21 protein-coding genes are annotated in these 26561 nt (G+C 41.8%); 12 read left to right on the top strand and 9 right to left on the bottom strand.

The window, feature by feature from the left end; translation table 11 throughout:
* The first annotated feature begins 23 nt into the window (after window positions 1-23).
* The 6 genes from ACH0BF_RS15165 to glsA all read left to right on the top strand — a co-directional run bounded on the left by ACH0BF_RS15165 (window position 24) and on the right by glsA (window position 7275).
* Window positions 24-1130, top strand: coding sequence for a sugar ABC transporter substrate-binding protein (locus ACH0BF_RS15165; RefSeq protein WP_406909596.1), 1107 nt, complete (start codon window positions 24-26; stop codon window positions 1128-1130).
* An 83-nt stretch (window positions 1131-1213) separates the two neighbouring features.
* Window positions 1214-2710, top strand: coding sequence for a sugar ABC transporter ATP-binding protein (locus ACH0BF_RS15160; protein ID WP_406909595.1), 1497 nt, complete (start codon window positions 1214-1216; stop codon window positions 2708-2710).
* Window positions 2711-3715, top strand: a complete 1005-nt coding sequence (locus tag ACH0BF_RS15155) for an ABC transporter permease (RefSeq protein ID WP_406909594.1) — start codon at window positions 2711-2713, stop codon at window positions 3713-3715. It begins immediately after the preceding gene.
* Window positions 3716-3729: 14 nt separating this feature from the next.
* Window positions 3730-5013, top strand: coding sequence for an S-methyl-5-thioribose kinase (gene mtnK, locus ACH0BF_RS15150; protein WP_406909593.1), 1284 nt, complete (start codon window positions 3730-3732; stop codon window positions 5011-5013).
* Window positions 4970-6037, top strand: coding sequence for an S-methyl-5-thioribose-1-phosphate isomerase (gene mtnA, locus ACH0BF_RS15145; RefSeq protein WP_120036248.1), 1068 nt, complete (start codon window positions 4970-4972; stop codon window positions 6035-6037). Before mtnK ends, mtnA begins: the two co-directional genes overlap by 44 nt.
* A 308-nt stretch (window positions 6038-6345) precedes the next feature.
* Window positions 6346-7275: a glutaminase A gene (glsA, locus tag ACH0BF_RS15140; RefSeq protein WP_406909592.1), complete on the top strand. Its 930-nt coding sequence runs from the start codon at window positions 6346-6348 to the stop codon at window positions 7273-7275.
* A 31-nt stretch (window positions 7276-7306) separates the two neighbouring features.
* On the opposite strand, the gene ACH0BF_RS15135 is transcribed toward glsA, so the two are convergent.
* Both ACH0BF_RS15135 and ACH0BF_RS15130 read right to left on the bottom strand, forming a co-directional pair.
* The gene (locus tag ACH0BF_RS15135; RefSeq protein WP_406909591.1) at window positions 7307-8245 is read right to left on the bottom strand and encodes an SDR family oxidoreductase; all 939 of its coding nucleotides are present in this window, start codon (window positions 8243-8245) and stop codon (window positions 7307-7309) included.
* Between the two features lie 765 nt (window positions 8246-9010).
* Window positions 9011-10264 carry an erythromycin esterase family protein gene (locus ACH0BF_RS15130; RefSeq protein ID WP_406909590.1) on the bottom strand — a complete coding sequence of 418 codons (1254 nt, stop codon included), beginning with the start codon at window positions 10262-10264 and terminating at the stop codon, window positions 9011-9013.
* A gap of 187 nt (window positions 10265-10451) precedes the next feature.
* Here ACH0BF_RS15130 and ACH0BF_RS15125 point away from each other — a divergent pair, with 187 nt between their 5' ends.
* Entirely contained in the window at window positions 10452-12395 is a 1944-nt protein-coding gene (locus tag ACH0BF_RS15125) for a GTP-binding protein (RefSeq protein WP_406909589.1), read from the top strand.
* A gap of 75 nt (window positions 12396-12470) precedes the next feature.
* On the top strand, window positions 12471-12812 hold the full coding sequence (locus ACH0BF_RS15120; protein WP_120036253.1) for a YusW family protein: 342 nt from the start codon (window positions 12471-12473) through the stop codon (window positions 12810-12812).
* Window positions 12813-12893: 81 nt separating this feature from the next.
* Here the strand turns inward: ACH0BF_RS15120 and ACH0BF_RS15115 are convergent, their stop codons facing one another.
* Window positions 12894-14180 carry an Nramp family divalent metal transporter gene (locus ACH0BF_RS15115; protein ID WP_406909588.1) on the bottom strand — a complete coding sequence of 429 codons (1287 nt, stop codon included), beginning with the start codon at window positions 14178-14180 and terminating at the stop codon, window positions 12894-12896.
* A 195-nt stretch (window positions 14181-14375) separates the two neighbouring features.
* On the opposite strand from ACH0BF_RS15115, the gene ACH0BF_RS15110 reads away from it, so the two are divergent.
* Window positions 14376-14642 carry a hypothetical protein gene (locus ACH0BF_RS15110; protein ID WP_406909587.1) on the top strand — a complete coding sequence of 89 codons (267 nt, stop codon included), beginning with the start codon at window positions 14376-14378 and terminating at the stop codon, window positions 14640-14642.
* 68 nt (window positions 14643-14710) lie between these two features.
* Here the strand turns inward: ACH0BF_RS15110 and ACH0BF_RS15105 are convergent, their stop codons facing one another.
* The 3 genes from ACH0BF_RS15105 to ACH0BF_RS15095 form a co-directional block, all read right to left on the bottom strand.
* Entirely contained in the window at window positions 14711-15226 is a 516-nt protein-coding gene (locus ACH0BF_RS15105; RefSeq protein ID WP_406909586.1) for a cupin domain-containing protein, read from the bottom strand.
* A 40-nt stretch (window positions 15227-15266) separates the two neighbouring features.
* On the bottom strand, window positions 15267-16466 hold the full coding sequence (locus tag ACH0BF_RS15100) for a NupC/NupG family nucleoside CNT transporter (RefSeq protein WP_406909585.1): 1200 nt from the start codon (window positions 16464-16466) through the stop codon (window positions 15267-15269).
* 332 nt (window positions 16467-16798) lie between these two features.
* Window positions 16799-19849: an efflux RND transporter permease subunit gene (locus tag ACH0BF_RS15095; protein WP_406909584.1), complete on the bottom strand. Its 3051-nt coding sequence runs from the start codon at window positions 19847-19849 to the stop codon at window positions 16799-16801.
* 406 nt (window positions 19850-20255) lie between these two features.
* Here ACH0BF_RS15095 and ACH0BF_RS15090 point away from each other — a divergent pair, with 406 nt between their 5' ends.
* On the top strand, window positions 20256-22295 hold the full coding sequence (locus ACH0BF_RS15090) for a Na+/H+ antiporter (RefSeq protein WP_406909583.1): 2040 nt from the start codon (window positions 20256-20258) through the stop codon (window positions 22293-22295).
* 78 nt (window positions 22296-22373) lie between these two features.
* A complete protein-coding gene (gene hemG, locus ACH0BF_RS15085) occupies window positions 22374-23756 on the top strand; it encodes a protoporphyrinogen oxidase (RefSeq protein WP_406909582.1) in 1383 nt (460 codons plus the stop codon).
* Between the two features lie 65 nt (window positions 23757-23821).
* On the opposite strand, the gene ACH0BF_RS15080 is transcribed toward hemG, so the two are convergent.
* The 3 genes from ACH0BF_RS15080 to ACH0BF_RS15070 are packed head-to-tail and all read right to left on the bottom strand — an operon-like array spanning window position 23822 to window position 26053.
* A complete protein-coding gene (locus tag ACH0BF_RS15080; protein ID WP_406909581.1) occupies window positions 23822-25099 on the bottom strand; it encodes an FtsW/RodA/SpoVE family cell cycle protein in 1278 nt (425 codons plus the stop codon).
* Window positions 25092-25514: a PadR family transcriptional regulator gene (locus ACH0BF_RS15075; RefSeq protein WP_406909579.1), complete on the bottom strand. Its 423-nt coding sequence runs from the start codon at window positions 25512-25514 to the stop codon at window positions 25092-25094. The genes ACH0BF_RS15080 and ACH0BF_RS15075 overlap by 8 nt, the downstream gene beginning before the upstream one ends.
* Window positions 25515-25516: 2 nt before the next feature.
* Window positions 25517-26053 carry a sigma-70 family RNA polymerase sigma factor gene (locus ACH0BF_RS15070; RefSeq protein WP_406909578.1) on the bottom strand — a complete coding sequence of 179 codons (537 nt, stop codon included), beginning with the start codon at window positions 26051-26053 and terminating at the stop codon, window positions 25517-25519.
* A gap of 192 nt (window positions 26054-26245) precedes the next feature.
* Between ACH0BF_RS15070 and ACH0BF_RS15065 the strand changes: the two genes are divergently transcribed.
* Window positions 26246-26446 carry a cold-shock protein gene (locus tag ACH0BF_RS15065; RefSeq protein WP_049660218.1) on the top strand — a complete coding sequence of 67 codons (201 nt, stop codon included), beginning with the start codon at window positions 26246-26248 and terminating at the stop codon, window positions 26444-26446.
* Window positions 26447-26561: the final 115 nt, after the last annotated feature.

The following is a 26561-nucleotide window of genomic DNA, read 5'->3' as shown; positions in this document are numbered from 1 at the left end:
GAAAATATCAGGGGGAGTTTAGGATGAGAAAGATATTTAAGAAACTGGCCGTATCCGGCTTAACTTTAACATTGCTGCTGACGGGCTGTTCAGGGGGCGAACAAGGTGCTTCGTCAAACGAAAAGAAGCCAGGAAAGATTGAAAATGTACCTGAGAGATTTGCAAATGGTGAAGAGGTAAAGGTAAAGGTCATCCGTAAAATTGGCGGCGATGATCATACAGCGCAATTTTTAGCAGGCGCAAAAAAAGAGGGGGAGGATCTCGGTTTCAAAGTGGATGTCTTCACAGCAAACGGTGACACAGCGAAGTTCCACGATGCCATTGAACAAGCTGCCAATCAGGACTATGACGGAGTAGTTATCTCTCATGGAGATGATGCAGCAACAGTAGATGCTGTGAAAAAGCTAAGAGAGAAAGGCAAGAGTGTTGTCACCTTTGATTCTGTGGAAGATTTAAAGAGCGTAGACGGTGTGACACTAACTTCTCAAGATGATAAAGCATTGGCCACTTTGAGCTTGGACCAATTGGTGAAGGATTTCAATGGCAAAGCAAAAATTGCTTACCTGTGGGTAGACGGTTTCCCGCCAATGGTTCGCCGGAATGCCGTATATGAAGAAACTTTAAAGAAAAATTCAGGCATTAAAGAGGTAGAAAGATTCGGAGTAGCGGCTGCTGATACATCCGTTCAAACACAAAATGCTGTTCAAGCCATGCTGAAGAAATATCCGAAAGGAAAGTTGGATGCCATTTATGCCACATGGGATGCATTCGCCATCGGAGCCGCGCGTGCAATTAAAGAAGCAGGTCGCGATGAAGTGAAAATTTATGGAATTGATGTTTCCAATGCCGATTTACAACTCATGCAGGAAAAAGGAAGCTCCTGGAAGTATACAGCCGCAGTAGATCCGGCGCTGATCGGAAAAATTGATATGAGAATTTTGGCGAAGAAACTTGCAGGAGAAGAAACACCGCAAGAATATGCATTAGATGCCAGTTTAATTTCGCAAAAAGAATTATCTTCCTCTAAAGAGACGGTGAATATGGAAAGCTTAAAGAACGTTGTTCCGAACTGGGGAAAATCGGATGAATTTGAAGAAGAGTGGATGAAGACATTGAAAGAACATTATTAAGAAAAAAGAGCATTCGCTTAGTTTTTAGCGGATGCTTCCGTTTTTCCTAATTGCCATACCCATTTCATGAGAAGGGAACGAACATGATGATTGAAATGAAAAACATCTCCATTGATTTCCCAGGGGTGGCGGCTTTGAAGAATGTGAATTTTCATGTGGAAAAAGGAAAAATCCACGCCTTGATCGGTGCCAATGGAGCGGGAAAATCCACATTGATGAAAGTCCTATCCGGAGCTTACGACCATTATCGGGGCGAAATTTATTTTCATGGGGAAGAAGTGACACTTCGCTCTCCAAAAGACGCTAAACGATTAGGCGTTCAAATGGTGTATCAAGAAGTTGACACAGCTCTTATTCCTTATCTAACGGTTGGCGAGAATATCATGTTGGAGCAAATGATTCATCGCATGGGCCGAAAGCAGCTCATCAACTGGAAATCGATCCATAAGCAGGCAGCTGCTATCCTGACCCGTTTGCATGTAGCCATTTCCACCTACCAACGAGTCGATGAACTCACACTCGCTGAAAAGCAAATGGTGTTAATCGCCAGAGCGATTTCCGATCAATGTAAATGTTTGGTGCTGGATGAGCCAACAGCCCCATTAAGCCAGGCAGAGACAGAAGAGTTATTTCGTTTAATCCGTCTATTAAAGCAAGACGGAGTAGCGATCATTTTTATTTCTCATCGCCTGCCAGAACTGTTTGCTATCTGTGAAGAAATAACTGTCATGAGAAATGGTGAACTTGTGATGAAAGAGGAAACGGCTGTTACTTCTCCTAAACATGTCATTGAACAAATGCTTGGAAAATCATTAGAAGAGCAATATCCTCCTCATCAGCCAACAACAGGAGAAACCATTCTTGAAGTGAAAGGCCTGTCTGACAATGGCATGGTAAAAAACTTGAATATCCAAGTAAAAAGAGGAGAAATTGTTGGAATCGCCGGTCTTGTCGGCGCAGGCAAAACGGAGATCTGCCAGGCGTTGTTTGGTGCTTCTCCGCAAACATCAGGCGATGTGTTCATCCAAGGAAAGAAAGTGAAAATCACTTCTCCTTCTGATGCAGTCCGGCATGGAATGGTTCTTGTTCCGGAGGAAAGAAGAAAAGCGGGAATGGTTGTTTCTGAATCTGTAACAACGAATTTAACGGTTTCTAGCATGAAGCGATTCTCCAAGCTTTTTAGCTTAATTGATTTTAAGGCAGAAAAAAGAGAAGCTGAAAAAATGGTCCAACGGCTTGGTGTTGTCACTCCATCTATAGAAACAACAATCGGAAATCTATCAGGCGGGAACCAGCAAAAGGTGGTCATTGGCAAGTGGCTGATGGGCGACGCCGATGTCTATATTTTCGATGAGCCCACGAAGGGTGTGGATGTTGGAGCGAAGCGGGAGATTTTCGGGCTGATTGCCGAGCTGGCGAAGCAAGGAAAAGGGATTATCTACGCTTCAAGTGAACTGGTGGATATTCTTGGAATGACAGATCGGTTATATGTAGTCTATGACGGAGAAGTGGTCAAGGAAATAGAAACAGGTTCTACAAACGAAGCAGAAATTCTATATTATTCAACAGGAGGAAAGTAGATGGACACTGAACAAACCATCGCAGTGAAAACTCAGTCCGTGAAACAGTCTTTTCAATTGTTTGACTGGTTATATAAGTATGGCACGATTGTGACGATCGGGCTTTTGATCGTCATCTTTACCTGGGCCAACCCATCCTTTATTGAAGGGGAAAACATTATTAATATCTTACGGTCGATCTCCATTGTAACGATCATTGCCATTGGTGTGACTATCTCTCTGTCGATCAATGGATTTGATCTTTCTGTCGGTTCGACTGCATCTCTGGCGAACGCCATTGTAATTTCAATGTTTGTCTGGTATTCCCAGAACATCTTTATCGCATTGATTGCTGTGTTAGCTGCTGCGCTTATCGTGGGAGCATTGAACTCTTTATTGATTGTGAAATTTAAGATTCCTGATATGCTTACGACTTTGGCTATGATGTTTATTATTCAAGGGGTAGCCCTCACCTACACAAAAGGGGCAACGATTACACAAAACATGGTTATGCCAGATGGCACATTCGCCGCAGGAGCGATCAGCCCGTTATTTGAAAAAGCAGGGCAGGTGCCTTGGATTATCATCGTTATGGTCCTTGCTGTTGTTCTTGTACACATCTTTTTATCTTACACAAAGCATGGAAGATACATGTATATGATCGGCGGCAACCAAGAGGCGGCCAGATTATCAGGGATACCGGTTAATAAGTACAAAATGATTGCTTACTTGCTTTCCGCTGTTTGTGCAGCCATTGGAGGGACGGTGCTTGCAGCCCGAGTGATGACTGCGGAAATTAATGCAGGTGCTCCATATTTAATGGATGCTGTGGCTGCCGCTTTTATTGGATTTGCTGTATTCGGGGCCGGCAAGCCGAATGCAATTGGCACATTTATTGGAGCTGTGCTGATTGGAATTTTGCAAAATGGGCTTGTGATGATGTCTGTTCCATATTATGCGATGGACATTGTTAAGGGAGCCGTTTTGGCTTTTGCATTAGGGCTGACTTACTATAAGCAGAGATAATGGAGGGGACTTATTTGAAAGATTTTACTTCAGCTTATTTTACGATGAATGAAGCAGATGCAGTAGAATATGCGCAAAAAAGATTAGATATTTTTGCTGAGGATGCCGATTTGGAATGCCGTGAAATCGGGGATGGCAATTTGAATTATGTCTTTAAGGTCGTTGACCGTCGAAGCGGCCAGTCCATCATTATTAAGCAGGCAGGACCAGTAGCTCGTATTTCTGATGCCTTTAAGGTTTCTCCGGACCGCAATCGAATTGAAAGTGAAATATTGGCGCTGCAAGGCGAATTGGCTCCCGGCTTTGTGCCAAAAGTTTATTCCTATGATCCTATTATGAACTGCTGTGTGATGGATGATTTATCTGATCATGAAATCATGCGTTCCGCTCTTTTAAAGCATAAAAAATTCCCGTTATTCGCTGATCATATTACGACATTTCTTGCCCGTACCTTGCTGCTTACCTCAGATGTCGTCATGGGACATAAAGAAAAGAAGCAGAGGGTACAGCAGTTTACAAACCCTGAACTTTGTGAAATTAGCGAAGATTTGGTTTATACAGAGCCATTTTATGACTGTGAGCAAAACGATGTATTTGAGGGAACGAAGGAATTTGCCCGTGAAGTGATTTGGAATGATGAAACGCTTAAGCTGGAGACAGCAAAACTAAAGTTTGATTTTATGACAAAGGCCCAATCTCTTCTTCATGGCGACCTTCATACCGGTTCGATTTTTATTAAAGAAGATTCTACGAAAATGATTGATCCTGAGTTTGCTTTTTATGGGCCGGCTGGCTATGATATCGGGAATGTAGTAGCAAATCTTATCTTTGCCTATGTTCATGCGAGCTATACAATAGAAGAAACCGAAGAAAGAAACGATTACCTGCAATATTTAGAAGAAACAATTATTCAAGTGATTGAGCTGTTTGCAGAGAAGTTTATCCAGTTGTGGGATGAGACAGTGACAGAGCAGACAGCAACTCTACCAAGCTTTAAAGAGTGGTATTTGGATTCCATTCTTGAAGATACCGCTGCGGTTGCTGGACTTGAACTGTGCCGGAGAGTAATCGGTATTGCTCACGTGAAGGATTTGACATCGATTTCTTATGCAGAAGACCGGGCAACAGCAGAGAAAATTTGCTTAACGGCCGGAAAAGCATTTATCCTTCAGCGAGCAGGTATTCGGGCAGGCACTGATTTTGTGCAGGTACTGCGCCAGAGTGTAAATCAGTTTAGTAAAGGGGCAATCAGCGATGACAACACCAGTAGCAGCCATTCAATCAGTCCGGTTAGATGATGATAACGATGCTCTTGTTCTTCTTGACCAGACGTTGCTGCCAAATGAAAAGGTTTTTCTTCAGCTTTCAAAGGTAGAAGAGATTTGGGATGCAATCTATCATTTAAAAGTGAGAGGAGCACCTGCTATCGGCATTGCAGCAGCTTATGGTGTTTATTTGGGCGTAAAGCGATTAGAAGCAGTAACCTTTACCGAGCTGGCAACTGAATTTGAAAAAGTAAAAAAGTATCTGGAATCCTCCCGTCCAACAGCTGTCAACTTGTTTTGGGCCTTACAGCGGATGGAAGACCGCTTGCACATTGAAGCAGATAAGGATGTAGCCGTTATTAAGCGGGCGTTGAGAGACGAAGCCGAAACGATCCGTGAGGAAGATGAACAGGTGTGCTTGGCCATCGGCGAACATGCGCTTTCGTTATTAGAACCGGGATGGGGGCTTCTCACTCATTGTAATGCAGGCACGATTGCAACAGCTAAATATGGAACGGCTTTGGCGCCTATCTATTTGGGGCAGGAACGGGAGTACAATTTCAGCGTATATGCGGATGAAACAAGACCGCTTCTCCAGGGGGCCCGCTTAACTGCATGGGAACTACAGCAAGCTGGAGTAGATGTCACGTTAATTTGTGATAACATGGCTTCTCTCGTTATGAAAGAGGGCAAGGTGCAAGCGGTGTTAGTCGGCTGTGACCGGGTGGCTGCCAATGGGGATGCAGCTAACAAAATCGGCACATCAGGATTAGCGGTGCTGGCCAAGCATTATGGCATTCCGTTTTATGTATGTGCTCCGCTGTCTACAGTGGATTTAAAATGTGCATCAGGCGATGATATTCCAATTGAACTTAGAAAAGCAGAAGAAGTGAGTGCTCAATGGTATGAAAAACCAATGGCCCCGGAAAATGTGAAAGTGTACAATCCGGCTTTTGATGTTACTGATCATGAATTGATTACTGCCATTGTTACAGAAAAAGGCATTGCTTACGCACCTTTTGAAAAAAGTTTAGCTGAATTGATAGAGAAAGAATAATAAGCAGCAGGTCAAAGGCTTAATTACAGCCTTTAGACCTGCTTTTTTACGTTGCTCTTAATAAAGGATCGCTTACTTTAGATAAGTTGATCATTTTTCCAAATATACAATAACTGATCCCGGATAAATAGTTTGTCATCCCCGATAAACAACTTTATTGGAGAAAAGTCGGCTGCTTTTAGTTGTTATGACATGATAAGAGGGTAAAGGGAGAAAAGGCACCTGTATCAAGACGCGTGGATAAACTGAATTTATTTAGCTGAGACTAATATTGTCTTTACGAAACGAAAGAAAAGATGGTGATTAACATGCCTTGCTACTCAAGCGAGAAATTAAACGGACTAATAATGGAAGCAAAGAAGTATACAGCACAGGGAAAAGTAGCCGATTATATCCCAGCACTAAAGAAAGAAAATCCCAATGACTTGTCGGCAGCTATCTTTCATCCCGACGGAAGGTGCATTTCTGCCGGGGATGTGGACCAAAAAATCACGTTGCAAAGCATTTCTAAAGTACTGACACTTGCGCTTGCCTTGATGGATTGCGGAGAAGAGCGTGTGTTTGAAAAGGTAGGCTATGAGCCCACAGGGGACCCATTCAATTCTATAGTAAAATTAGAGCTGTATAACCCTTCAAAACCGCTTAATCCGATGATCAATGCTGGAGCATTAGCTGTGACAAGCATGATCAAGGGGCCCTCGATTGAAGCTCGTCTTGCCCGTATTCTTAGTTTTGTTCAAAAATTAACCGGGGACCAGGAAATGAGCTACTCCAAAGAAGTGGCACAGTCGGAATTCGATACGGCGGATCTTAACCGGGCGTTATGCTACTTTATGAGAGAGCACCAAATTATTGAGGAAGAAGTAGAGGGACTTTTAGAGCTTTATACGAAGCAGTGTGCAATTGAAATGACTTGCCTGGACCTCGCGAGAATAGGACTCATTTTTGCCATGAACGGGGTGGACCCTCTTACAAAAGAGCAGTTAATCCCTAAAGACATCGTCCGGATATGTAAAACATTTATGGTTACCTGCGGAATGTATAATGCGGCTGGAGAATTTGCTGTCAGAATCGGCATTCCGGCTAAGAGCGGCGTTTCCGGTGGAATTATGGGAGCGGTGCCTAATCGATTTGGCATTGGGATATTTGGTCCCGCCCTTGATGAAAAAGGAAATAGCATAGCGGGACTGAAATTGTTGGAAATGCTTTCTGAACAGTATTCTTTAAGTATATTTTAATGTAAAAGGCGACAAAGCTTTTCATTCTTTTTTAAGAAGACATCCATTGCCCTCCGTTCACATGAAGAGTTTGGCCTGTTACAAAGCGGGAGTCATCTGAAGCCAGGTACACGTAAGTGGGGGCTAGTTCAAACGGCTGGCCTTGGCGGTCCATCGGATTACCCGCTAATGAGACTTGATCGGCAGAGAAGCTGGATGGAATAAGAGGGGTCCATATCCGGCCAGGGGCGACTGCATTTACACGTATGCCTTCTCCGACTAAGCTGTTTGCTAAGGCCCGGGTGAAACCAACGATTGCTGCTTTAGTCGCTGTATAATCAATCAATTGCTTGTTGCCATCATAGGCTACTACAGAAGCTGTATTAATGATAGAACTGCCTGCTTTTAGATGGGGCAGCGCCGCTCGTGTCGTGTAAAAATGAGAATAGATGTTTACTTTAAACGTATCATCGAACTGTTCATCAGTGATGTCAAGCAGGCTGAGTTGTTGAAACTGAATACCGACATGGTTACAGAGAATATCCATTTTTCCAAAGGCTTGAACCGTTTTTTCTACGATACTAACACAGTGTTGTTTTTTTCTTACATCTCCAGGCAACAATAAACAGCGTCTGCCAAGTTCCTCCACTCTTAGTTTCGTCCGATTGGCATCCTCATGTTCATCTAGGTAAGAAATAGCTACATTGGCGCCTTCTTTAGCGAAAGCAATAGCCACAGCAGCTCCAATCCCGCTGTCACCGCCTGTGATAAGCGCCGCCTTTCCTGTTAATTTTCCGCTTCCTTTGTAATTAGGATTTTCGATAATAGGTCTCGGCACCATGAATTTTTCTACGCCAGGCTGGTGAAACTGGCGTTGTTCTGGAACGGTAACAGCGATTTCTTCGTAACGTGTTATTTTTCCATAGTTAGGATGCATTGGATATCGCTGTGAAGCTTGCCTTTTCTTTTTGTCATCAGCTGAATGGGTCATGATCAAGCCTCCTCTTCAAATAATATCAAATTACATTATGTTAAAAAGGACAATTCAATGACTTTAATAGGGTTTTTTCAGCAGCTAAAGACGGTTCTATTTTAAAGGGAGTTGAATAATTTAAAGAAGATAAGACAGTCTGAGGAGGTGGCACCATGAGATATTATATTAGTCCCCAAGTAAGATTATTATTAGTGAACCAATCGCAAGAAAAAGTGCAAGTCCTCTATGCATCGAATCCACATGCTTGGCAAATGCCTATGATAGGACCTCGTCCTCCTTATTATTGTCATCCGAAATATCAGGCCTATTATCCGGTTCTATAATTAGATTTCCCATTTCGAAACAGTGGAAGGAGATACAGCAGATTCCATTCGCATGTATAGTTATTTTTTAAATAAAGGCTCTGTTAAAGAGAAAGGTTGTTTTTTAATAGTCGATTGGAGCGATAGGCGGTGACTCCGAAGGGAAAAGCGTCCGCCGGCAGAGGCAATCAACAACTGAGTATACTGCAGCCTAAATAGGAGAAAGTTGTTTTTCACAAGACGGAACAAGCGAAGTTACATTGGATAGGTAAAGCCATTGTCAAAAAAATCGTCATTCAATTCTAGAACAAGGTCACATATCAGTCTTTTTATAAAAGAGTTAAATGGGGCAATTTTTCCCGGTTCATAGTCGGGGAGAGGGGGCTCCAAGGAAGAAATTTTTTGCCCCCTTTTTATTTGCACGGTCTTACGGGGATCGTTCTTTTTGTGATAATTTTCTCTATTTCAGCGGTACAAGCGCCCGGGTTTGATCAATGTATACAAAGGCATTATAACGGTCGCTAATTTTAGAAGGAACGTAATTGCCATAGGCTTCGTATTCAGGATGATAGACAACACCGATCGCCCTATGGCCAATCCAGCTGTCAAACAGATGACGGTTTTGCTCATTAAAAATTAAACATTTATTGTAAGCTCCTGCTTGATGAAGGACATCTTCCCAAGAGTTTCTTTGAGCGGGCGGCACTTCCATCCTTTGAAATGGAAACCCCCATTCTTCTGCAGCGATCACAGTGCCGTGATGAGTGCCAAATCCAATGGCGTAGACATCTTCCGGTTCATTTTGTTCACGAATGAGCTGACCGACGTTAATCATTCCTTCATTCTTCATGTCTGTAGCAGAAGCATCTCCGATATGGGTATTATGTTCCCAGACAATAATTTTTGTATTTTCTCCGTAGTAACTTCGTAATTCATTAATCGCTTCTACCATATGTTCATCACGAATATTCCAGGAAAGAGAATCATCTCGTACCATGGCACGGTAATATTCTTCGGCATTTTTGGCAACTAGTGCATTCACTTTTAAGTTGAGGTCTGCTTCTTCTTTCCCCTTATAATGCTTTTCATGTGTCCGTATAGATGCCAGCAGCCTTGATACTTCCTCTACACATACATCAGAAATATTTAAAGTGGAGATTGCGTAGTTCTCCGGCTGGCGATTGAAAGGCTCAAAGCAAGAAAAAGCTTTTCTTGCCAGCGTCAAATCTACACCGGCAGTTTCTGTCCGTGATAAATAACTCAGCACTTCCTCCATGGACTCCCATAAGCTATAGACATCAATCCCGTAGAAACCTACTTTCTTCTCTGTCGGCCTTTGTTCATTATGGGCACGCAGCCATTCGATGAGAGAGACGATTTCTTGATTTGCCCACATCCAGGTTGGCCAACGGTCAAAGGCGTGCAACACCTCTTTGGCTTCTTTCTTCTCCGTCTCATAGCCTTTAATATAACGATTCACTTGCTGGGCTGATGGCCAGTCTCCCTCCACCGCGATCACTGAAAATCCCTTTTCCTCAATAAGCTGTTTTGACAGAGCAGCCCGCACGGAATAAAACTCAGAAGTTCCATGGCTCGCCTCTCCTAAAAGAACAATCTTGGCATCCCCAATTTCCTCAATAAGCCTAGTTAAATCTTCATTCGTTTCAAAGGGGAAGGCATATTTTTTTACCGCACTGACAAGAGGTTGATTCATCAGAAAAGCTCCTTTTCATGAGAAATTGATGGACATGTTCTATTTATTATGCACCTTTACAGGGACAATACCCACTATGCAAAGAAAGCGAACAAGTTCTACAAAATTACAGAGGAAGACAGTTAGAAGGAAAGATTTTTGATATAATGCTTTGTATGTTTCGAAGAAATGTAACAGAGGTGCTAGGATGAATAAAACAATCGGTATATTTGCACATGTGGATGCTGGCAAGACGACCTTTTCTGAACAGCTTCTTTACCATACAAATAGCATTAAACAAAGAGGAAGAGTAGACCATAAGGATACTTTTTTGGATAATCATGAAATTGAGAAACAGCGAGGCATTACAGTGTTTGCGGATCAAGGGGTTATGGATTATCGCGATTCTACTTATTATTTGATTGATAACCCGGGCCACGTCGATTTTTCTCCAGAAATGGAACGGTCGATTCAAGTGTTGGACTATGCCATTATTATCATCAGTGCTGTCGAAGGAGTGGAAGGTCATACGGAAACAATCTGGCAGCTGCTGAAAAAACATAGCATTCCTGTATTTTTCTTTATCAATAAAATAGATCGTATCGGAGCCGATGTTGAAAGAGTGTTAGATGAAATTCGAGCGGAGCTGTCAAAGGACATTGTTAATCTAACAGAGGGGTTTAACAAAGGTGAAATGAGCGAGGCCATGATTGAATTTATCGCTGAGCGGGATGAAGCTTTGTTGGAGCAATATATAAACGGCAGCTACGAAAAAGATGTATGGCTTCATACTATGATTAAATTGATTAAGAAAAGAGAAATATTTCCATGCGCCAGCGGCTCAGCACTTCAAGACATTGGTATATCCTCCTTTTTGGAAAAGCTGGACGAGCTAACTGTCACCCATTATTCAAATGATCAGGCTTTTGCCGGCCGTGTTTATAAAGTAAAGCATGATCATAATGGAACAAGAATTACTTTCATGAAATTGCTAAGTGGTACATTGCACGTCCGTGACGAAGTACATTACGGAAATGGAATAATTGAAAAAGTAACTCAAATAAGAAAATACAATGGAAGCAAGTTTCATACAGCTGACCAGGCCGGGGCAGGGGAGCTGTTTGCTGTTACTGGATTGTCAGAGGCGCATGCCGGCGATGGAATGGGTGTCTTACAAGAAAAAGCTGTGTATGAGATGGTCCCGACTTTAAAGTCCAAAGTGGTCATTGATCCTTCTATTCATGTAAAAGAAGCTCTGCGTTGCTTTCACATGCTGGATATTGAGGACCCTGCTTTGAACGTTACGTGGGAGGAGAATGTTCAGGAAATCCATATTCACGTAATGGGCGCTATTCAACTCGAAATTTTAAAGCAAGTAGTAAAGGAACGTTTTCAACTGGATGTGGCTTTCGGAGACCCGGAAATCATTTATAAGGAAACAATTGATTCGACCGTCAACGGATATGGCCATTTTGAACCATTAGGACACTATGCAGAGGTTCATTTAAAACTTGAGCCTGCCGAAAGAAATAGCGGGATTGCATTTGAAAATGCCTGTCATGTGAATGATCTGGCAGTAGGACACCAGAACTTAGTCCGCCATCACATTTTTGAGAAAGAACATAGAGGTCTGTTAACGGGCTCTACGCTAACAGATATGAAAGTTACCCTTCTTACCGGACGTGCCCATAACAAGCACACTTCGGGGGGCGACTTTAGAGAAGCGACTTACCGGGCGCTGAGACAAGGATTAGAAAAGGCAGAAAACATTCTATTGGAGCCGTATTACCATTTTAAAATTAAAGTGGAAATGGATCAGATGGGCAAAGTGCTTGCTGATATTCAGACGGCCCACGGCAGTTTTGATCCGCCACAAACAGAGGGAAATAAAGCGCTTTTGACCGGCAAAGCACCGGTAGCAACCTTTATGAATTACAGTACAGAGCTTGCTGCTTTTACACAAGGAAAAGGCGTGATGAATATGATAGTTGGAGGCTATTACCGTTGTCATAACGAAGAAGAAGTCATTAAACGAATCGGGTATAATAAGAATGCTGATCCTGAATATAGTTCGTCCTCCATCTTTTGTTCAAAAGGGCAGGGTTACACCGTTGCTTGGGATGAGGCAGAAGCAAAAATGCATGGTCTCTAATATATTCTGCCGTTTAAAAAAAGAAAAAAAGGAAAGAGTGTTAGGGAAAAAGTAAACAATAGCAGGAGTGAAAGCATGAAAGGAAAAATGGCGGATCTAGGCTACAAAGAATTTGAATTGGAAGTATCCTATGGAAAAAATAAAGAGTATGAAGCAGAAATTGAACAAGATAAAAAGAGTCACACATTTGAAGTGAAAATTGAAGATGAATTAAATGGTGTGGAGGTAGAGGGGGAAGAGGCGTTTAGACTTCTCTACCCATGTTTAAAGAAGCTGGAGATTAAGCATAGAACACCTAAACGGCAAGCAATTAGAAAAGCACTTGGCGCTTTCGGCTTGCCTGCCGGCTATAAAAAGTTTGAAATTGAGATTGTGTTTAAAGATGGGAGCAAATTAGAAATAGAAGATGAGAGATAAAATAGCTTATTTGCCATCAGTCCTATATGAAAAGCCCTTTCGCGCGGCTATCTGCTGCCACCCGAAAGGGCTTTTTGTTTCTTAGGATCCTCCTAGCGTTTCCACTAACAAGAAGAGGTTGAGAATAATAACGAGTGTAGCAATTCCCCAAGCAGCAATAGTTGTAATCTTATGGTTAACAAGCCCTCCCATGATGTTTCGGTTACTCGTAAACAAAATGAGCGGAATGAGGGCAAACGCAATTCCAAATGAAAGGATAACCTGGCTCATGACGAGGGCCCCTGTAGGATTTATGCCTGAGATAATAATGACAAGCGGGGGAATGATTGTAATCATTCTTCGCAAATAGAGATTGATATGCTTGCGGATAAACCCTTGCATAACTACATCTCCAGTCATTGTGCCAACTGCCGAGCTGGACAAGCCGGCAATTAACAAACCAAGACCAAAAGAAATACCAGCTGCTGGACCGATATAATCATGGAATCCCTGGAATGCTACATCTAAGTCTTCTACAACCATTCCTTTTTTAGAAAACAAAGCTGCAGCCACAATTAGCATACACATGTTAATGGCTCCTGCCACAATCATAGCAATGACAATATCAACAAATTCAAACTTAAATATTTTGCGTTTTTCTGCTTCATCTCTGCCGACAACCCGATTTTGTGTAAGTGATGAGTGGAGATAAATCGCATGTGGCATCACGGTGGCGCCAAGAATGCCAGCAGCCAATACAATCGAGTCTACTCCTTCAAATTTAGGGATAAGCATGCCTCCCAACACTTCACTGATATCCGGCTTAGCTAAAAAGGTCTGAAAAGCAAAAGCAAGCACAACGATCAGAACCATAGCAGCAATCCCTGTCTCAAGTGGCCGATATCCCCGGCGCTGTAATTCTAATATAGCAAAGGAACCTATCGCTGTAATAATGGCGGCTGGCACCATCGGAATATGAAAAAGCAAATACAATCCTAAGGCAGCGCCGATGAATTCAGCGAGATCGGTTGCAATGATGACAAGTTCACTTTGTATCCATAAAAAAATCGAAACCCCTTTCGGAAAGCGGTCACGTGCCACTTCAGGCAAATTCTTTCCAGTGGCGATTCCGAGTTTAGCGGATAGAGATTGGATAAGAACAGCCATCAAATTGGAAACAGCGATGACCCATAATAACAGATAACCGTATTTTGAGCCTGCTGTAATGTTTGTTGCGAAGTTTCCCGGGTCAATATAAGCAACGGCAGCAATAAATGCCGGACCGAGAAAAGGAAGTATTTTATTAATTCCTTTTGCCTCACCTCTTAGGACAGCTTCGGCAGATTGGGTCGTTTTATTTACCTTTAGATTGCTTTCTTTGTAAACCAATTTTTCTTTCCTCCCTGCCTAATTGTAAGTGAATAGCAATAAAGTTGCCTTAAGTAAAAATAATTATGTCTATTTTATGCAATAAATGTAGAAATGTAAATTATTTTTATTTCTAACTGATTAGCTGAATAAAACAGCTTCCGCTTTGCCATAGTAGAGGCATACAGTTATTTGATAGAGGAGGGGACCTTTCTGATGGATCACACGAAAGCCAGCTGGAAAAATGAAAATGTTATTTCTCAATTGCACAATTCTATAGACAATGTCATAGCGGCAATGGGCCAGGCACAATCAAACCCTACAGAGCAGGCCATCCAGCAAGCGCGCAATACGATTGACCAGGCAGGTAGCGCTCTAGCGAATGCTCTTGAAAAAAGTGAGCATTTAGAGCCCATTCATAGGCTGCAGGAGCAGCTAAATCGGAATAAGCAGCAGCTGGAACAGCTAGAGTCCAATAAGTAATAGAAAAAGCTGATCTAGTGGTAATAAAAAGGACGGTTTTACCTTTATTGGGAAACCGTCCTTATATTTTATTCTGGGATTTTCTCGTAGGCTAACTTCATAATAATATCCTGGTGCTGAGGATATTTTTGCAAAAGCACATTTTGGGTAAATAATTCAAAGTCTTCAAACTCGAAACCCGGAGAAACCATGCAGCCGACTAAAGAAAAAGCATCTTTCTGATTAACAGAAGAGCCAAAAATTGAATTTTTTGGAACGAGTGCCTGGGGGATTTCTCCCTTTTCTAGATCAATGCCTAATTGAATTTCTTCATATTCTCCATCTTCATGAATGACATGAATCGTCAAAGGGCTCCCAGCGTGAAAATACCATAATTCATCCGATTTAAGACGGTGAAAATGGGAAACGGCATTGGACGTTAACAAAAAATAAATGCTTGTATAAAGCATTCGCTGACCTCTAAACGCTGCTTGGAGCTCTTTAGCGGATATTTGCTCTTCGGATGCAAATGTCCTTTTGTAATACCCTCCCTCGGGATGGGGAGACAGTCCAAGCTTTGAAATTAACGATTGTATTGTACTCATATGAATGATAAACCTCCTTATATATTCCACTCCTTTTTAATTACCAAACAAAGAGCCCTACAATCATAGCTGTCAGACTAGAGACAAGAATACCACTAAATAGCAATCTCCATGTATGGTCGGCAATAAAAGCGGATCTTTCCTGCCCAAATAAAGAGCGAATGCTTCCGAGAATAATCCCGATGGTCGGGAAATTGCAGAAGGAAATAAGAAAGGCGGAGATAACCGCTTTTGTATGGGCGTTTAGTGTCGCAAGCTCGGGTTTTAAATGCGTCATTGCGATAAATTCATTAGCGGCTAATTTTTCCCCCATAAATTGTGCAATTTTAAATACGTGAGCCCATTCCACTCCCATTAAGAAGCTTAATGGGGAAAATACTACAGCAAAAGCATTCTCAAGTGACAGCTGATGATGAATCAGACTTAATGCACTATCGGTAGCGGTGATAAGGGAAACAAAACCAATAAGCATGACGGCAATGATGAGGGCCAGTTTTCCCCCTGTTAACATACTGTTTGAAATGACATCAAAGAAATTTCCTTTTGCTGTTTTAGAGGGAGCGTAGACGATATCCTCTTCTTTGGAAACAGTGTACGGATTTAGCAGCGAGGTAATCATTAAAGCGCCGATCGCGTTTAAGGGAATAGCTGTTAATACATACTTTGCATCTAAAAGCTGCAAGTAACCGCCGAGCATTCCCGCACTTACACAAGACATACTAATCATTGAGACAGTTAACAGCCTTGTGTTATCCATTTTATTTAATTGTTCACGGGTAACGGCAAGGGCTTCATTGTTCCCCAAAAACATCACTTGAATGGAATAGAAGCTTTCAAAGCGGGGAGTTCGTGTAACTTTGGAAAAGAACCAGCCGATGCCGTTAATAATGAGCGGTAAAATTCCAAAGTAAGTTAAAATATCAAAAAAAGTGATGACAAAAATAATCGGCATCAAAACATTCATGAAAAAAGTGAAGGCCGAGCTATTAACAGGTGCCAAGTTTCCAAATACGAAATTAATCCCAACCATGGAGCTGTTGATCAGCCAAAGAAAAAAGTCAGAAATGAATGTAATGCTTTTCCCGCCAATGCCAGTGGATAACATAAACCAGGTAACACCTAACTGTAAAACGAACAATATAATGATTGGTTTAAAATTTACCTTCGAACGATTAAGGGAGAAAACGTAAGCCAAAGTCAATACTGCCAGGATCCCAATTACATTAATAACAAAATACATTGGTTTACTCCTTTTACTTAGTGAGTGTGTACACTTCTCGTAATTTAAAACGCGGCCCTATTCTTTAATAAACTGCTGTATTGATTTAGAGCGATAAATAAGGAAAGTGTGCTGTTTTTCGGTAAGCTAGTTTATACGATGCAGTTAAGTCATGCTTAACCTGGTTGCCCTGCCTGATTTGACAGCTGATGAGATATAGGACTTCTTATTAGAATGTTCAATCTAGGTAAGTGACAAACTGTTTTAAATTTCCATCTGACAGGGAGGGAAGAAGACGAATGTTTCTACAAAAAAATCCCTTTCGACTGTTGCCGAGTCGAAAGGGATGTTGGTTAACCTATATGTTTAGATAGGGAAGACATATCGTCTTTTGATCTTTGGTTGTTCGTTTTCCGGCGTCTAGCGGTAAACAAACGATACACAGCTGGAATGAGCAGCAAAGTGATAAAGGTAGCAAACAGGAGGCCGCATATGATAACGGTTGCCATAGGTGCCTGATAATTTCCTGAAGTGCCGGATGCCAAAGCCAAAGGGATCATGCCGCCTACTGTTGTTAAGGTGGTCATGAAAATCGGGCGGATACGGTTCTTTCCTGCTTCGACAAGGGCAATTTCAACAGAATAACCTTCTCTGCGAAGCTGGTTCGTGCGGTCAATAAGCAGAATGGCGTTGTTTAATACAATGCCGATAAGCATGATTACTCCGATTCCAGACATTAGATTTAATTCTCTTTGGGTAATAAATAATCCTAAAAGAACGCCGGTGATTGTCATCGGAATCACTGACATTACAATAAGCGGATGGCCTAAATGGTTGAATTGCACAGCCATGACTACATATACAAGGAAGAGAGCAATCGCTAACACGAGAACCATATCCAGCATTAATTCTTGTTGCTGTTCGAGATCTCCTGCTACGCCGATTGTATATCCAGCAGGCGCTTTAAACTCTTCGATTAGCCTTTGTACATCTCGGTTAACGGCTCCGAGATCCTTTCCTTCAATGTCAGCCGATAGAGACATAAAGCGTTCACCATCTATATGAGAAATTTCGTTAGGTGTTTTCACACTCTTCAGCTCGATAAAAGCAGACAGTTGTTGTTCGCCGTTTTTGCCTGGCACAGTTAAATCTAGAAGGGAAGATTGCGTGTTTGTCTTTTCAGACCATCTCATCATTATAGGGACGTTTTCATCGTTAATTCTCATTTCACCGGCAGGTATCTGCAGAAGAGCCTGTTCAATGAGTTGTTTAATTTGGTTTTGGGATAATCCAGCCTTCTCAATTTCTTTGTTATTAAGAGCAACCACTTGTTCCTCGGAAGTGCGGTTCATAGAATTTTCTACACCGACGATTCCATCAATGGAATAAAGCTCTTTAATAAAGTCATCTGCTACAGCTTGCAGTTCGTTAAAATCTTCTCCTTTAATATTTACTTGAACAGGGGAACCACCGCCGCCGGACATGGCACTTTGTACATTTTTGATTGGCTCGGTTTTCTGAAGATCGCGCAATGATTTTAAAATCTCTTCATTGACTGTTTTTTGATCTTTTTTTATTTGATCTCCCTTTGTCATATTGATAATGGCATAAAACATTCCCCCATTATCCATTACATAGTTGGAATCAACATCTTCAATAGAGCTTAATTTTTCATTTATTTTCTGAGCAGCTTTTTCTTTTTCTTCAGAGGAAAGGCCTGTTTCTAAATTGACCATTAGTTCGGTATAGCGATTAAACATATCAGGCATAATGGTCATCGGAATTTTTCCAGCAAGGGATAGTGAACCGGCAAATATAATGAAAAAGAGAACGATGATTGTGAAACTGCGTCGCTTTTTCTTAATTGTCCAGGTGACTATCCGGTTGTAGCCCTGCATGAAAGGTCCCTCTTTAAAATCTTTCTTCGGCTTTCGAAGCATTAGTAATTTCTCCGAGAGTGAAGGAATAAGGGTAAAGGCGATAATCACAGAGCTTATGAGTGTAATCGCGACGACTGCTGACAGCATCATCATAAATTGCCCCATTTCACCGCCAATCAGCCCAATTGGCAGAAATACAACGATGGTTGTCAGCATGGAGGCAATAACAGCAGCAGCGACTTCCTTTGTGCCTGTTATTACTGCCTCAAGATTAGTGAGTCCCTGTTCTTTTTTTCTATAGATTGATTCCAAAATCACGATGGAAGAATCTACCATCATGCCGATCCCTAAACCAAGTCCGATCAATGTCAACATGTTAAAGCTGTAACCAAACATCCACATAGCAGCAAATGTAAGTAAGACGGAGGTCGGAATGGACAAGCCGATAATAAAGGTAGCCCGGAGGTTGCGCAAAAAGATTAGAAGCACGGCAATGGCGATTATTCCACCGATTAAAATGTTATCTGTTACTCCGTCCAAAGATTCTTTTACATAGTCCGCTTGCGCTACAATTTCATTTAACTGAAACCCTTTGACAAGCTGCTCCTTTTTCATGCGCTCAACCTCTGCCCGCACAGCTTTTGCCATCTCTATTTGTGTCACATCAGAGGACCGGCCGATTTGGACAAAAATAAAATCTTTTGTACCGTTTTTCCAGACGAAAGAGGAGCTTTCAAGCGGCTGAAGTGAAACATGAGCAATTTCTTTTAATTTAATGAAGCCGGTTGGAGTTGGAAGCTGAATATTTTGGATATCCTCTATACTTGTTAGCTTGGTATTCCAGCGCAGTGAAGGAGAGTTCTTGTCACCGCTTAATTCACCTAAAGACGCTTCATTGTTTGCTTGTTGGATGGCTTCCATCGCTTGCTGGATATCCACTCCGTTTTTTACCGTTTTTTGCCGGTCGAATTCAATGGCCGCTTCATACTCCACCACGCCTGAAAGTGAGACATCCCTTACTTCGGGTAGCGCCTCTAAACGCGGTTCCAGCACGTTTTTTGCAAAAGAAGTCATCTTCCCGATGTCACCACCGGATACATCCATGAAAAACTCATAGCTCTGATTCGTTCCATATTGACCTGCCGAAATATCAGTGATACTGGAGACTTCGGTTTTTAAAGAGTTAGCGGCCGCTTCGACTTCTCTATACAGCTCTTTTCCCCGTCCGCGCTCAAAGGTGATTTGAATGGAGCTGCGGCCAATGTTTGTTGTTGATTGGGTGCTCTCTATGCCGTCGATAGCTTCAAGTTTTTGTTCGAGCGGGGTCGTAATGGTCCGCTCGACCTCGATAGCAGCCATTTCCCCAGCACTTATTTCTATATAAGCACCGTCCATGCCGATGGAGGGAAGCAGTTCTTTATCTAGTTTTAGAATGGAATATGCTCCGATTATTGCCACTAAAGCTGTCAATAACCCAATTAAAATTTTTCTTTGAACAATAAATTTTACAAGGTTCACAATCATTCTCCTTTTATTTTGATGTGGTAATAGACATCCCAAGTACTGATCTTATGCTCAAAAATGAGGAGGATAACCCACTCAGGATAAACTCCTTTGGAAGGAATACGGGAATGAATAATTTCAAGGGAGGGTGGTAGGCGTTGGCAGTATGTATCCTTAAAGAGCGCTATTTGTATTTCCATATTATCCCCATTTATGGATCTTCATAATGAACTACAGACAGATATTTCTCTCAGACTTTGGTCTGAGAGAAATGATAATAAGGCAGCCGTTTTGAAAAATAATTAAAAGGGAAAACTAGAAATAATGCACAGCGTTAGATAAATTTTGTGTGAGCAAGAAATGAATGATACGAGGGGGAATATATTGGCCCTTTTCGTATTTGAATTAATAAGGGAGATAGAAACAGATGGAGTTTTTTCTTGTCGTATTGTTGCTTCTAGCAGTCATTGGGTTTTCTAATGTATTGAATCATTTTATACCGTTTGTTCCTGTACCACTCGTACAAGTTGCTTTGGGGGCAACGATTGTAGCTTTTCTGCCCAATCTCCATATACCAATGGAACCCGAACTGTTTTTCGTATTATTTATCGCTCCCTTGCTCTTTAATGACGGAAGAAACGTGCCAAGGGCAGCTTTATGGAAAATGCGCAACCAAATTTTACTGCTTGCCCTCGGGCTTGTATTTGTGACGGTATTTGCTATCGGCGGTTTTATTCATTGGTTAATCCCCTCCATTCCTCTGCCTGCTGCATTTGCCTTAGCTGCTATTTTATCACCGACGGATGTCGTAGCTGTTGGCGCTGTATCGAGCAGAGTCAGCTTGAACAAAAGAATCATGCATCTGCTTGAAGGGGAAGGCCTCATGAATGATGCATCTGGACTGGTTGCTTTCAAATTCGCAGTCGCTGCAACAGTAACGGGTGTTTTTTCGCTGGGAGAAGCCGTTTGGAGTTTTTTAGTTATTGCTATTGGCGGCTTTGCTATCGGAGCGGTCCTTGCTTTTGCTGTTATCCGCCTCAGAGTTTTTATCCGCCGTCTTGGAATGGAAGACGTGACAGTCCACATGCTCATTCAAATTCTCACGCCTTTTCTCATTTATTTAGCTGCAGAACATGTGCATGTTTCGGGCATTTTAGCTGTAGTTGCCGCCGGTATTGTTCATGCGATTGAACGGGACAGAGAGCAATCGCCGGCCGTGCAGCTGCAAGTAGTATCAAAGAGTACCTGGACTGTCATTTTATACATACTGAACGGTCTAGTGTTTGTGCTGCTCGGTTTACAAGTGCCGCTTGTGTTAAATGAAATTTTCCAAAGCCCGTTATTCAATAATGTCAAAGTTATTACATACATTCTCCTGATCGGTTCAGCACTTTTTCTACTTCGCTTTATCTGGGTCTATTTCTCTTGGTGGGGCGGATGGACACTGCGGAAGCAGCAAGTGGAAAGGCCGTCGCTCAGATCTGTGGGAATTGTTACGATCTCCGGAGTACGAGGAGCTGTAACGCTCGCGGGTGCTTTCACCATCCCGTATACACTGGCCGATGGCAGCCCCTTTCCTGAACGTGCGTTGATTGTTTTTATTGCCGCTGGTGTTATTTTAATGACGCTGACGACAGCGAGTATTGTCTTGCCGATTTTAGCTAAGCCAGTGAGAGAGAAGGGAGAGGAGAATAAAGAAAAGCTGGAAAAGTCGGCGTTTATTCAAACCCAAAAAGCGGCTATCCGTGCCATTCGCGAAGTGATCGATGAGGAAAACCGAGAAGCTGCTTTAGCGGTCATTGCCACCTATAATCGAACGATCAGTGAGCTGATTTTTGAAAGTGATGAAACAGATTCTTCTGAGTGGGAAAAAGAGAAAGCAGATACTCGCCTAAGAGCGCTTGGAGCAGAAGCGCAATACCTTGGCAAACTCATAAAAGAAAAAAGAATAAGCAAGGAAATGGCTTATTTGCTTCAAGAATATATTCATCGGCGGGAAATAGCAGTAATAAACCGTTTGAGGTATAAAATGCTTATTTTCTGGACGTTATTAAGACGGAGTGTTCTCCAGCTTATACAAGTTTTACTGCCTGGCAGTCAGGAGAGAAGAAAGCGCCAAAGAACAAAGTATAAAAAGATGCTCGAGTTAAAAATCGAAATGGTTGAATACGCCGTTGAAGTATTGAAGAACGAAATGAACGCCAACAATAAAAATGTGTCATTTCTTGTGATGGGAGAATATAATCAGCTGCTTGCGAAGCTAAAATTAATAAGGAACAATGGCACCTCTAAAAACTTTACTCGCTTAGGGCGCGAACTTCAGGTGAAGGCCTTTCAGGCAGAAAGAGATGAAGTGCAAAGCTTATATGAAAGAGGAAAGATTACATTAGACATAACAAGAAAAATCCGCCAGCAAATCAATATAAGGGAGACTTACTGGATTGGGGAAAATAATTTAAATGTATGAGAAGAAATGATTCGCTGAAAGCTCATTGTGGTACACTTGAAAAGAGTGAAAACGGATTATAAACAGAGGTGTGCACAAGTGAAAACGGTCTTAGTTATTGGCGGTGGCATTACAGGGCTGTCCGCTATGTATGAATTGCACAAATGGAAACAGCAAACACAATCAGATGTAAGGTTAGTGCTTACAGAAGCAGCTGGTGAGCTCGGCGGAAAGATCCGCACAGTAAAGAGCAACGGATTTATGATGGAAACAGGTGCTGACTCCATCGTCACACGCAAAGCGAGCAGCATGGCCTTTATTGAAGAACTTGGCTTGCAAAATGAAATGGTCTATAATGCGACGGGACGCTCGTTTATTTATACAGATGGAAAGTTAAAACCGATTCCTGCCGATGCCGTATTTGGTATTCCGGCAAGCGTGGAGTCGCTCGCCAAAAGTACACTTGTATCGGCAGAAGGAAAAGTAGAGGCGTTGAAAGATTTTTATATTAGAAATAATACCTTTACAAAAAACGACTCGATCGGCAAGTTTTTGGAGCACTTCTTCGGGAAGGAATTGGTTGAAAAACAGATTGCTCCCGTTCTCTCCGGCGTGTATTCCGGTAATCTCAGCGATTTGACTATTGCTTCTACGCTCCCTTACTTGCTGGATTATAAAGAGAAGTATGGAAGCATTATTAAAGGATTGGAAGCAAATAAGGAAAAGTTTCAAAGCAGCGGGAAAAAGTTTCTTTCTTTTAAAAATGGCTTAGATACATTGATTGAGGCATTTGCAGGCAAGATTGAGGAAGCGGAAATCCGCAAGAACATGAAGGCCGAGAAAATAAAAAAAATAAAGGATTATTATAAAGTCTCTTTTGCAAATGGTGAAGTGGTTGAAGCCGATTACGTGGTACTCAGCATTCCCCATACAGCTGCAGAAAAGCTATTTAATGACCAGGCGCTTGCTGGAGAATTTTCCCGCTTGAAAACCAGCTCTTTGATTAGTGTATATGCCGGTTTCAACGTGCCTGACAGCTTGCTTCCAGCAGATGGAACAGGTTTTATTACAGCGAATACTCATGAGTTATCATGTAACGCATGCACCTGGACAAGCCGCAAATGGGCGCATACATCAGAAAGCGGCAATCTGCTCGTGCGTTTATTCTATAAAAGCAGTCACCCGGCATTCGCTTCCTTGCAGGAAATGAACGAAGAAGAACTGCTTCAAGTGGCCATAAAAGACATTCATCAAGGGCTTGGCATGGAGCTTGAACCAATTGTGAGTGAAGTAACGAACTGGTCTGATAGTATGCCGAACTATTTAATCACCCATCCGCAAACAGTCCAGGCACTTGAGAAGGACTTGGCAGCTTCTTATCCGGGTATTTTGTTGGCTGGCTGTTCTTATTACGGTGTAGGCATCCCAGATTGCATCGAGAATGGAGAAGCTACGGCAAAAGGGATTATCGATCTTTTTTAAAACGATTATATTTCACCGCATTATCGAAAAAGTGGGTCTCCTAAAGTTTTAGGAGACCCACTTTTTTATTCGTTCACTGGTTTTTCTTTTAACGGGTAATCTTTCAGCCGGTAGATGCTTAAAATGACACCCGTGAGGAACGAATAAAGTAAAATAGTAATCGTCCCGTAACTGATAAAGGGAACAAATATACCCATATAAGGAAGTAATCCCAATGTCATTCCTGTATTTAATACGAGCGGCAATGTGTAAAGCACGAAACAGCCCACTAAAAGAAACTGTCCAAAAGAATCTTTTATCTTGCCTATTAGCCAGAGTACTCTTACAGAAAAAGCCATAAGAATCAAGAGAAGGAATAAAAAGAAAAGCCAGCCTAAACCATAAATCGTTGTCACAAGCACCATGTCTGTCTGTGCCTCTGGAACGGAAAGATGAAATTGTGAAGGGTCAATCGTTTTTCCAAACAAGCCAGCCTCACTAATGATTTTTTTTAATTGGGTATAGAAGTAACTCTCTTCAGGATAAAGAAAGGATGGTACTCTTCCTAACTGATAGCTCTTAGCGGTGAGCCATAAAACGGATCCACCACCCCCTGCAAGCAGAAGGAGACTTCCAGCTAAAAGTGCCAGAGCTTTTGGCTTCTTGCGAATGGACCAGCCATACATAACAAGAACCATGCTTGTGTAAATCATTGCATTGACTAAACTAAGGGCTTCCAGAAAGAGAACGAGAGGAAGAATAAATAAGATTGCAGTCTTCCACCACTTTAGAGAGCTGCCGGATAAAAAGCTCGCCCAGGCCAAAAAATAAAAAGGCAGCACAATTGTTGAGTCACCTTTAAAAGGGCCCATACTCAAATAATAAGTTCCATTTACCATTCTGGCAGATAGTAGACCTTCCCCAAATACAAGGAATAGTGCTACTGTAGCGGTACAATAAAAGAACCAGCTGTATCTGTGCAATTTTCTATAATCAAACTGCATCCAGACAAGTAAAACGACTATACCAGCCAGCGAAGCAACTATTTTAGTAATAAAGAGTGGGTTTTCTTGATCAAGCGCGAATAAGGGGAAAAAGCCGAGACATAAAGCGGTAGTAAAGAGAGCAATCATCCCCCACTCTATTTTGGGTTTATGGACTTTTTTCATTTTTTTGCTGAGCTTGACAGGGTCTCCCATTTGTCGGATGGCTTCTTTTTCAGCTTCCGCTTCTGTTAGTCCCTGGCGCATATAGTAGCTGATGTTTTTTTCCAGGTGTTGGGTTAACTCCAGAGCAACAGCACGTTTCGTCTCTTTTGAACGTATACCGCTTATCGTTTGTTCAATAAATGACTGTTTATCCATGCATCATCGCTCCTTTCCAAATCTCTTGTAAGGATAGAGGGATGACGGAAGATTTTCTTTCTAGCTTCTGCAGCATCTTTTTTCCTTTAGAGTGCAGAATATAATATTTGTCCCTGTCTTCTTGCCATTCCGCCATGATGTATCCTTTTTGTTCTAATGAATGGAGAAGCGCATATAAAAAGCCCTCATTCTTATTGAACTTGGTGACTCCACGGCTGCGCAAGTGAGACAATAATTCGAAACCCGTCTTTTTTTCATTGAGTAACTGAAAAATGGCCAATAAAATATCCTCGTCTTTTTCCTTCTTTTTTCGAATTTCTTTATATACGTTCTGCTGGATTTCAGAGGTAAACTGCAGTCCCGGAAAAGCTTTCTCATGAGAGAGCTTTTTTAAGCTCTTTAATTGATCGTCCATTATTATCGCTCCTCCAGTTGTTTTTTTAACAAGTCCTTGGCACGGCGCAGTCGTGTTTTAACTGTGTTCATTTTAATGCCGGTTATTTGTTCGATTTCTTTTAAAGGCAAATCTTCATAATAGCGCAGATAGATAATTTCACGGTATGGAACAGAAAGCTGCAAGACAGCTTCCATCAGCCCCGACTGTTCGTCTTTTTTTATTACTTGTCCTTCTACATTTTCCACAGAGACAGGAGAATGTATAGTATCCGTGTCCACTGTTTCTACGTTACGAGTATGCCAGCTTTTTAAATGATCTTTACAATGATTGATAGCAATTCTCCACAGCCATGTTTTCATTTTTGACTGGTGATGGAAGGTGCGAATGGACTGGTAACATTTAACGAAAATTTCTTGGGTTAGATCTTCGGCAACCGTTTTATTTTTTACGTAGGAATAGACAAGCACCAAAATGTCTTGTCCATACGCGGTCATCACCTGATGAAAGAGTGAATCATAATCATCGGCTTGAAGTGCTTCAGCAAATATTTCTTCCACATCATTTCCCCTCCTAATTATTAGACGAAGCAAAAACACAAAAGGGTTCAGTTAAAAAGAAAAAAGCAGTGTAACAAAAACATTCCATCTTCTATGCGTTAGTTTCTTTGTTAATTATGTTTAAAAAATAAATAATTGGATACAATAAGTACGTAAGATTGATTGTTATTTACATGCTAGGAGGCAACAAAAATGGAACACGGAAAAGTAAAATGGTTTAACAGTGAAAAAGGCTTCGGATTTATTGAAAGAGAAGACGGAGAAGATGTATTCGTTCATTTCTCGGCTATTCAAACTGAGGGATACAAAACTTTAGATGAAGGCCAGGAAGTAACATTTGACGTAGAGGAAGGCCAACGCGGCCTACAAGCGGCAAATGTAACGCCGGTATAATTCACTGCATACAAAAACAGACTCATGTACATGAGCCTGTCAGTTTGTCGACAAAAGGGGTTCGGAATAGTCTTATTCCGAACCCCTTTTGATTTTTCGGTAGTTTTAAAGCCCT

Source organism: Pseudobacillus sp. 179-B 2D1 NHS (genome assembly GCF_045370945.1).
Taxonomy (GTDB): domain Bacteria; phylum Bacillota; class Bacilli; order Bacillales; family Domibacillaceae; genus Pseudobacillus.
This window is presented reverse-complemented; position numbering and strand designations above follow the sequence as displayed.